This is a genomic window from Companilactobacillus nantensis DSM 16982 (assembly GCF_001435815.1).
Classification (GTDB): Bacteria; Bacillota; Bacilli; order Lactobacillales; family Lactobacillaceae; genus Companilactobacillus; species Companilactobacillus nantensis.
In genome coordinates this window covers 1-6,850 of record NZ_AZFV01000057.1, presented here as the reverse complement: position 1 = coordinate 6,850, position 6,850 = coordinate 1, and the positions used below count along the sequence as shown (strand labels likewise).

Here is a 6,850-nt window from a genome sequence, read left to right as displayed (position 1 = left end):
CTAACTTTGGGGGTATAGGTCACTGTGAGAAATCACAACGACTTTTTTATGTCATAATACTTGTAAATAAAGGTATAGGGATGATTTTAATGCTATTGGATTTGAAAAATACAACTTGGTCTCAATCAGATTATCAAAATTTTTTAAATGAATTAGACAATATGGGGGATGAAAAATATCGGACTCGTGCCGAAAAAATTGTTCCAACATCATACAATCTGCTAGGAATTTCCATGGGAACGCTCAAGACAATTGGAAAAGAAATTAGTCAGGGAAATCCACAGTCTTTCTTGCAAATTGTTGGTTCAGAAAATTACGAAGTTGTCATTATCGAAGGTTTTGTGATTAGTAATTTGAAATTGTCGTTAGCAGACTTTGAAACTTACTGTGATGCTTATTTAAGAAAAGCTAATGCCTGGTCAATTTGTGATATGGTGGTTCATTTCAAAATAGTTAAGCAATATTTACCTGAATTTTTGATTAAAATCAAAGAATATTTACGAAGTGATAATTTTTGGTTACAACGAACGGGATTAGTTTTTCTGTTGAAATTTTACAATACAGACGAATATCGGGATGAAATATTACAACTAGCGACTGAAATAAACAGTGATGAATATTACGTGCAAATGGCGCAGGCTTGGCTGTTTTCGGCAGTTTTCCCTTATGATCAGGAAAAAATATATCAAATCATTACAGAGAATTATCAATCTAAAGTATCCAAGTTAACTGTTCGTAGAATTAAGTCTTTGCGGCATACTACAGAGGTTGAAAAGACCAAATTAACTTCTTTAGAAAAAAGGAAAAAAATAAGGACGTCAGGCTAGTAGCCGGACGTCCTTTTAATATCTTCTATAAGGGGGAGGATAATCAAACTTTGTTTCCTTGATTTGATTATGGTTATATCCTACCAACCAAATATGAAGTAAATATTTTCAAATTGCGATGAATAAACAAATTAATTATGAAGAAAAATCTATATTTAAATTTCAAATAATTCTTCTAAATGTTGAATAACACCTTGTTGATTATTATCGACTGTTTCAAAAGGAGCTGTTTCGTGGACAATAGGTGAGGCATTTTTCATAGCTACACCATGACCAACATAACGTAACATTTCTAGGTCATTGCCACCATCACCAAAGGCACACATTTCTTCAGGTTCGATATTTAACTTATCTGATAAATAATCCAAACCAGTTGCTTTGTTGACGTCAGCACGAATAACGTCAATGTCACCGTGACCACTTGTAACTACAGAAACGGTTGGGCCAATCATATTAGAAATTTTTTCCATATATGCTTCTGTTTCATCAGGAGGGCAGTTGATAGAGAACTTCAAAATGTTATCAGTAACATCTTCGAGCTTATCAACACTAGTAATTTCTGGGAAGTAGAATTTACTCATTTTGGCAAATTCAGGTGTCACATTTTTGGCAATATAGGCTGAATTTTCACCACAGACAATTGATTGTACGTCGTCAAGACTGTTTAAAACTTGGAGTGTCTTTTGTACAACGGCTTGAGAAAAAGTGTCTGTCTTATAAATTTCGTCATGACTACCAACTAAAGCACCATTTTCAGCAACAAAGAGTGTCTTGGGGAAGTCCTTGAAGAAATCTTTTAATTGATAATATTGATTACCACTGGCTGAAACGAAAGTAATATCATTTTTAGTCATGTAATCATAAACACGGCTGAATCTTTCTTTGTCGAAATGCTTATCGTCAGTTAAAAAAGTTCCGTCCATGTCTGTTGCAACTAGCTTAATTGTCATAGTAAATTCCTCTCAAATTTAATACATTATACTGATGATTTTATCTAGTAACGTATGATTAAAGCAATCGATTTTGGTAAGTTTTTAAAAAATAAATTTATCCAAAGCTTTGGCAATTCCATCATTGTCATTTGTATCTGTTACATAATCAGCGTGCGACTTAGCGAGGTCAGATCCATTGCCCATGCAAACAGCAGTACCGGCAAACTTGAACATTGGCAAGTCATTTTGTTCATCACCAAAAGCCATGACTTCTTCGGGTTTAATATCAAGTAGGCTCGTTAATTTAGTTAATCCGCTACCTTTATTGACATTCTTGTGCATTAATTCCAAGAAATTATCGGCAGCACGAACGACGTAATAATCGTCAGAAAATTCTTGTTTAACCGGTGTTTCATATTCGTCTAGAGTTTCCTTCTCACCAACAATGGCTGCCTTAGGAATCTCAAAATCAGCAGGTAATTCGTCAGGTGTACGGACATAAATTCCGGCGCTATTTTCCCAAGCTTGTACAACAGCAATGCGGTTAATATCGTGGTCTGATGTATAAACTTTGCTGTCATCGCCTAAAACGTAGTATTGCATTTTGTTGTCAGTCACGTATTTAACGATTCGACGATAATCAGCGTTGTTAAGTGTTTGACGTGAAAGAACCTTACCAGAAACCGATTCAATCAAAGCGCCGTTATAAGTTATGGCATACTGCTCGTCACCAGCAATTCCTAACTCATTAAGGTAAGGACTGACACCGGCTAATGGTCGACCAGAACAGAGGACAACTTTGATACCTTGTTGCAAAGCCTTTTGTAAAGCATGTTTAGTATCGGCAGTGATTTTACTTTGTGAGTTTAATAGTGTTTGATCAATATCAAGTGCAATTAATTTAATCATAAGAGTCTCCCTTTTTAAACTTAATTAATTAAGATAGGGATATTGTACCAAATTAGTAAAACGGTTTCAATCGGTGACAAAACCATTTAAAATATTGTGACGACCAATCGTCGCTAAGCCAATTCGGTAGTCTCTTTCAAAACTACGATCAAAATCAATGGCATATTTTTCATGAAGTGGCAAGTTTCGTTGGACAGTTTGCTTAATTTGATCAATTTGTAAATTAGTGAGACCAAGTTTTTCAGCGTAGACGATTACTAAATTTGGATCAAGGAAGCTGATAATATTTTGAATGTGTTGAGTAATCTGTTGGGTGACAGGCTGTTTATTATCGATTGTACTGTATTCAATTTCTCCAGCTAGCCCGTCAACGCCGTTGATTAAGCGATTGTTAATAACAATTCCTACACCAGGTGCAAAGTTATTAGGTAGATAGATACCGACGGCAATATTTTTGTTTTCATTTAATTCAGTGGCAGCACCGAAAGTACTGGCATTGGCGTCATTAATCACCAGTGTTTTTATATCGGTAGCCGTTTCAATTGCCAAAGATAGATTGATTCCTTGAAGTGAAGCTACATCACTAATTTGAAGATAACCATTTAATTCAGCTCCAGGGACACCTACGATAATTTTTTGCGGCATATCATTAATTATCTGTTGTTTGATAAATTGAGTTAACTGCTCAACTGAAGTAATTGGTTGATCGTTAAATTTTTTCAGTTTAACTTTACCTTTGAGATCAGTTAAATAGAAAGTAGCTTTGATAGAGTCACCATTTTCAGCCAATTGAACAATGCCCAATTTATAAGCTGCATAATTTAATTTATAAATTTTGGCACGACGGCCACGAGTATTGATGTAATCAATCGTAATAATTTCGGTATTAGAAATTAGAATGTCGAGTAATTTATTTATACTGACAATGCTAAGACCCGTCAAATTTGATAGCTCTTTAGCGGATAGCTGCTTATTTTCGTCCAACAAGTTTAAAATGATTTGTAAGTTTTGTTGACGGGCGGATAATCGTGTATCTGTATTCAAAACATTCCTCCTCAAGTGGGATTATTAGGTAATTCAAGATTGATAAAAATAATTATTTAATTTCGATTGAAAATATGTTTAAACATGATTCATAATGTACATAGATAGATGATTAGTCTAATATCCAAAAAGGATGGTGACGCTTATGATAAGAAATGATTATAACGTAGAATTAAACCGTTTAAATCAAATTGGAGCAGTCGATGTTCCTAATTTGAAGAGCGTACAAATGATTGTTAAAGACCGTATTGATGCACATTCATATGATCCGATAGTTTATGATCATTTAAAAGGTTTGTCTGATGAACCCAGTCTACCCAATGATTTGACACAATTGCGTGATGGTAATAACCATGATGAGATTAATCAACGTGAATATCCCGATGTTGTGATTGAAAATACCTATACAGATTCATTGAATCGTCATGTTCGTTATTTGAAAATTTATCAAAAGGATTGCATTACTTCTGATAAGGCTGTGATTTATTTACACGGTGGAGCTTATTATGGTGGAACTCCAGAAGATACTTTACCATTTTTAAAACTTTTAGCCACTAAATTTGCTGGAGTAATTTATAGCGTTGATTATGGGATTGCTCCAGAAAATCCATATCCAGCTGCAATTGAAGATGTTTTATCAGTTATTGTTGCCATTAAGGATAATTATCAACAATTGTCATTATCAGGTGATTCAGCTGGGGCAGCGATTGCTTTGAGTGTAAGTCAGTTATGCCATCTGATGGGATTATGTGAAATTTATCAGCATGTGCTATTTTATCCGACTGTGGTTCATGGTTCCAATCATGAAGGATCATTATGGAATGATCGAATAATTTCAATTAATGAAGAACAGCGACCTGCTCTGCACAATAATTATACGCAATTTAAGTCCTTAGATACGATAATGACCGACTTTTATACTGACCACCAAAAAGTTGATTTAACAGCTCCAATTTTGTCACCGTTATATGCAGATCCAATTAACTTCAAACGAGTTTTAGTTATGACTGGTGAATTTGACCCATTCCGTTTACAAGACGAAGCTTTCGTTAAAAAAGTTGGGATGGCCGGAAGTGAGACCAAATATATTCGTTATGGCGGACTTGCCCATGCGTTTTTGAATTATGTTAATCAAATCCCTGCGGTTGAAGATTCCATCAATGAGTTTGCTAATGTCTTGAATGCATGATAATTTGTTATGTTTTGGCAAATTTTATTTTGACCAAAATCGAGCCGAAAGACCTTGGCTTTCGGCGGTCCCCACAGCGACCTAAATTTCTTGCTTCTGGAGGCGGCCTATTACCATCTCCACAGTATATTTAACTTTCAACCTTCAGTGAGATAATATCAAATAAACTTTCGACTACAGAAAAAGAAAAACCCAAAAGCTATTCGCTTTCGAGTTCATCTTCACCCAAGAGATTCTTGAGATTTCTAAGTTTTTTAAGTTCCATTTTCCAAGTACTTACGAGAACTAAGACTGACCCAATCCAAGCTAATGGGTTGGCCATTGCAGCACCGTAAAAACCGAATAATCTAATCAAAACAATACCTGCGAAAACTCTCATTAGTAGCTCGGCAATGCCGGCGATAGTGGGAGCTTTTTGATTGCCAAGACCTTGTAAGGTATATCTAACGATAAATAGTATTGAAAGAATAAAGTAACTTGATCCGTTGAAGTAGTAGTAAATTTGAACAAGATGTAAGACTGCATCTTGACTACCATTCATGAATAAGTGTGAGATACTACGGCCAAAGAAAATCAAGAAGGCACCGATGACTAAACTGGCAGAAACTGAAATGATAATTCCATCTTTAACACCTTGTAAAATACGGTGGAATTTTTTTGCACCCAAGTTTTGAGCTGTGTAATTAACTAAAGCTAAGCCAAAACTGAAGGCTGGCAAAGTAGCAATTTGTTCAACTCTACCGGCAACAGTATAAGCAGCAACGGCATTAGCACCAAGTGTATTCAACATAACTTGTAAAATAATTGAACCAATGGCGATGATTGAAGATTGAAATCCCATTGGTAAACTAATTTGTAGTAATTCCTTAATTTCTGCTTTATCAATTCGAAAGTCACTGCGTGTCAAAATTAAATACGGAATGTGACGTCGAATGTAAAAATATAAGATTATAAAAGTAATTGTTTGCGCAACAACTGTGGCTAATCCGGCACCAGCAACTCCCATGTGTAAGTAGAGGATAAAGAATAGCTCTAATAAAATATTTAAAACAGTACTTACGATCAAGAAGAAAAGCGGTACACGGGAATCACCCAGCGCTCGCATCGTGTTTCCTAAAAAGTCAAAACCAACAAAAGAAAATATTCCTGCAAAGATAATTTCCAAAAAGATAAATGAATCATGAATTAACACTTTAGGTGTCTGCATCGCTACAAGTAGAGGGTAGGCGATTAAAAGTGCAAGGATAGTAAAAATTACGGCAATGCAGACGGAAATTATAATCCCCGAAGCAAAACTTTGTCGAACCCCACGTTCATCATTAGCACCGTATTTTCGAGCAGTTAAAATAGTCAAACCACTTGTCATACCTTGTGCGAAACCGATAACTAAACCAGTTAGTCCCCCAGTTGCACCGACACTCGCTAGAGCATCAACACTGATTGTTTTTCCAACAATTAGAGTATCGATAAAACTATAAAATTGTTGGAAAAAGTTACCTAATAGTAAAGGAATCGTATACAGAAATATGACCTTCATAGGTCTTCCATGAGTTAGATCTATCATATATCTATATTCCCTTTCATAAAGATTATGACTATTTTAGCATGTTTAATTTTATTCGTGATCAATATTGCATAGAAAAAAGTGTATTTGTAGTATGCCATCTCCGGAACTGAGAATATACACCTGCTATGCGGACCGATTCGAGCCAAAGAGCGGTCTCGAATCTCGGTTTGAAGCCTTGCAAGCAAGTCTCCAAACACGTCCGGTGCTGTAAGAACGGCAAAAATCAGCCGTCCTAACACCACTGTCATAGCTGGTGTATACTCTCAGTTCCTCCGACTAGTTAGTAGTTTTGTTAGTTAATTTAATTTTAAAAATAGAAGGTTATGGTACGTTTTATTTTCTTTTCCTAAAAATATCCAATTACGCGTGGTGCTAGTTAATT

The 6,850-nt window shown here is 35.4% G+C and carries 6 protein-coding genes; 2 read left to right on the top strand and 4 right to left on the bottom strand.

The window, feature by feature from the left end; translation table 11 throughout:
* Positions 1–827: DNA alkylation repair protein (locus tag FD31_RS13410; RefSeq protein ID WP_235805375.1), on the top strand; the 827-nt coding region annotated here is incomplete at its 5' end.
* A 155-nt stretch (positions 828–982) separates the two neighbouring features.
* Here the strand turns inward: FD31_RS13410 and FD31_RS13405 are convergent.
* The 3 genes from FD31_RS13405 to FD31_RS13395 all read right to left on the bottom strand — a co-directional run bounded on the left by FD31_RS13405 (position 983) and on the right by FD31_RS13395 (position 3,712).
* On the bottom strand, positions 983–1,777 hold the full coding sequence (locus tag FD31_RS13405) for a Cof-type HAD-IIB family hydrolase (protein WP_057893292.1): 795 nt from the start codon (positions 1,775–1,777) through the stop codon (positions 983–985).
* Positions 1,778–1,861: 84 nt separating this feature from the next.
* Positions 1,862–2,668, bottom strand: coding sequence for a Cof-type HAD-IIB family hydrolase (locus FD31_RS13400; RefSeq protein ID WP_057893291.1), 807 nt, complete (start codon positions 2,666–2,668; stop codon positions 1,862–1,864).
* A gap of 66 nt (positions 2,669–2,734) precedes the next feature.
* Positions 2,735–3,712 carry an ROK family protein gene (locus tag FD31_RS13395; protein ID WP_057893290.1) on the bottom strand — a complete coding sequence of 326 codons (978 nt, stop codon included), beginning with the start codon at positions 3,710–3,712 and terminating at the stop codon, positions 2,735–2,737.
* 145 nt (positions 3,713–3,857) lie between these two features.
* Between FD31_RS13395 and FD31_RS13390 the strand changes: the two genes are divergently transcribed.
* Positions 3,858–4,901, top strand: a complete 1,044-nt coding sequence (locus tag FD31_RS13390; RefSeq protein WP_057893289.1) for an alpha/beta hydrolase fold domain-containing protein — start codon at positions 3,858–3,860, stop codon at positions 4,899–4,901.
* Positions 4,902–5,100: 199 nt separating this feature from the next.
* Here the strand turns inward: FD31_RS13390 and FD31_RS13385 are convergent, their stop codons facing one another.
* Positions 5,101–6,465, bottom strand: coding sequence for an MATE family efflux transporter (locus tag FD31_RS13385; RefSeq protein ID WP_057893288.1), 1,365 nt, complete (start codon positions 6,463–6,465; stop codon positions 5,101–5,103).
* Positions 6,466–6,850: the final 385 nt, after the last annotated feature.